Source organism: Telluribacter roseus (assembly GCF_017355915.2).
Lineage (GTDB): Bacteria > Bacteroidota > Bacteroidia > Cytophagales > Spirosomataceae > Telluribacter.
Genome location: NZ_JAFEUV020000035.1, coordinates 1 through 2,782 on the forward strand (window position 1 = coordinate 1; position 2,782 = coordinate 2,782).

At 53.7% G+C, this 2,782-nt stretch carries 1 rRNA gene; it reads right to left on the reverse strand.

Annotation, left to right across the window (positions count from 1 at the left end):
- A 23S ribosomal RNA gene (locus tag JTN23_RS25705) occupies nucleotides 1–2,709 on the reverse strand; the annotation flags it as partial.
- Nucleotides 2,710–2,782: the final 73 nt, after the last annotated feature.

A 2,782-nucleotide genomic window follows, 5' to 3' on the forward strand; every position in this document is an offset into this window, starting at 1 on the left:
AGTTTCGCACTTAGATGCTTTCAGCGCTTATCTGTTCCCCACATAGCTACCCGGCCATGCCACTGGCGTGACAACCGGTGCACCAGCGGTGGGTCCACCCCGGTCCTCTCGTACTAAGGGCAGCCCCCGTCAATCTTCCTGCGCCCACCACAGATAGGGACCGAACTGTCTCACGACGTTCTGAACCCAGCTCGCGTGCCACTTTAATCGGCGAACAGCCGAACCCTTGGGACCTTCTCCAGCCCCAGGATGTGACGAGCCGACATCGAGGTGCCAAACCTCCCCGTCGATGTGAGCTCTTGGGGGAGATCAGCCTGTTATCCCCGGCGTACCTTTTATCCTTTGAGCGATGGCCCTTCCATACAGAACCACCGGATCACTATACCCTGGTTTCCCACCTGTTCGACCCGTCGGTCTCACAGTCAAGCCGGCTTGTACTATTGCACTCCACGCACGGTTACCAAGCGTGCTGAGCCGACCTTTGGAAGCCTCCGTTACACTTTTGGAGGCGACCACCCCAGTCAAACTACCCACCATGCACGGTCCTTCTATTTATAAAAGTTAGATCCCAGGCCAGCGAAGGGTGGTATTTCAACGGTGGCTCCATGACGCCTGGCGACGCCACTTCACAGCCTCCCACCTATCCTACACATCCCTGACCCGAAACCAATGCAAAGCTATAGTAAAGGTGCACGGGGTCTTTCCGTCCCGTGGCGGGTAAGCGGCATCTTCACCGCTACTACAATTTCACCGAGCTCACGGCCGAGACAGTGCCCAGATCGTTACACCATTCGTGCAGGTCGGAACTTACCCGACAAGGAATTTCGCTACCTTAGGACCGTTATAGTTACGGCCGCCGTTTACTGGGGCTTCGATTCAATGCTTCGCCTTGCGACTAACATCCCCTCTTAACCTTCCAGCACCGGGCAGGTGTCAGACCCTATACGTCATCTTACGATTTGGCAGAGTCCTGTGTTTTTGCTAAACAGTCGCCTGGGCCATTTCTCTGCGACCTCTTGTGTTACCAAGGAGGCTCCCCTTCTCCCGAAGTTACAGGGTTAATTTGCCGAGTTCCTTAGCCGTGATTCACTCGAGCACCTTAGAATATTCTTCTCGACTACCTGTGTCGGTTTGCGGTACGGGTCCCGCTTAGCTGAGGTTTCAAAAGCTTTTCTTGGAAGCTGCTTCGCCACTTCGCCTCGCCCGTAGGCTCAGCTCAACGCTCTATTCCGTCAGAACGTAGTGACCCGGCTGCTCCGTCACTCTTTCACACTAAGCGCAAGGGCTGGAATATTAACCAGCTGTCCATCGAAGTACGCCTGTCGGCTCCCCCTTAGGTCCCGCCTAACCCTCCGTTGATTAGCATAGCGGAGGAATCCTTAGTCTTTCGGTGTGCTGATTTCTCGTCAGCATTATCGTTACTTATGCCTACATTTGCTTTTCTCACCAGTCCAGCATCGCTTACGCGACACCTTCACCCCTGTGAGAATGCTCCCCTACCGATTGTTTGCACAATCGCATAGCTTCGGTACTATGTTTGATGCCCGTTTATTATCGATGCCCGCCCCGCTCGACCAGTGAGCTGTTACGCACTCTTTAAATGTATAGCTGCTTCCAAGCTAACATCCTGGCTGTCTCTGCAGTCGGACCCCCTTAGCTCAACTTAACATAGATTTTGGGACCTTAGCTGATGCTCTGGGTTGTTCCCCTCTCGGACACGGACCTTTGCACCCATGCCCTCACTGCTAGGTATATCAACGGCCATTCGGAGTTCGTCAGGATTTGGTAGGATGTGACTCCCCCTAGTCCTATCGGTAGCTCTACCTGCCGCTGACTTGACCCCAACGCTGTTCCTAAAAACATTTCGGGGAGTACGAGCTATTTCTCAGTTTGATTGGCCTTTCACCCCTACCCACAACTCATCCGAAAACTTTTCAACGTTTACCGGTTCGGTCCTCCACTGTGTGTTACCACAGCTTCAACCTGGTCATGGGTAGATCACCAAGTTTCGCGTCTACAGCCACTGACTAAGCGCCCTGTTCAGACTCGCTTTCGCTTCGGCTCCTGCTCTTGAAAGCATTAACCTGGCCAGTGACCGTAACTCGTAGGCTCATTATGCAAAAGGCACGGCGTCACCCCAAAAGGCTCCGCCCGCTTGTAAGCGCATGGTTTCAAGTTCTATTTCACCCCGCTGCTCGCGGTACTTTTCACCTTTCCCTCACGGTACTGGTTCACTATCGGTCTCTCAGGAGTATTTAGCCTTGGCGGATGGTGCCGCCGGATTCAGAGGGGATTCCACCGGTCCCCCCCTACTCAGGATCCTGACTCAGCCAGCAAGTGGTACGTCTACGGGGCTCTCACCCGCTATGGCCGGCCTTCCCAGACCGTTCGACTTAACCTGCTGACCACTCGGTCAGTCCTACAACCCCGGCCATGCCGTAACATGACTGGTTTGGGCTAGTCCGCGTTCGCTCGCCACTACTTGCGGAATCACTGTTGTTTTCTTCTCCTGGGGGTACTTAGATGTTTCAGTTCCCCCCGTTTGCCTCCTGTATCAGGATACTAGTACTTCATACTAGTGGGTTGCCCCATTCGGACACCTGCGGATCAAAGTGTGTGTGCCACTCCCCGCAGCTTTTCGCAGCTTACCACGTCCTTCATCGCCTCTGAGAGCCTAGGTATCCCCCATGCGCCCTTCATTTGCTTGTCTTACAATTTCTTGCTAGATCTTTCTTTTCTTCTTTCTTCCAACATGTCAAGGAACTTTGCCTAATCTTCCCAT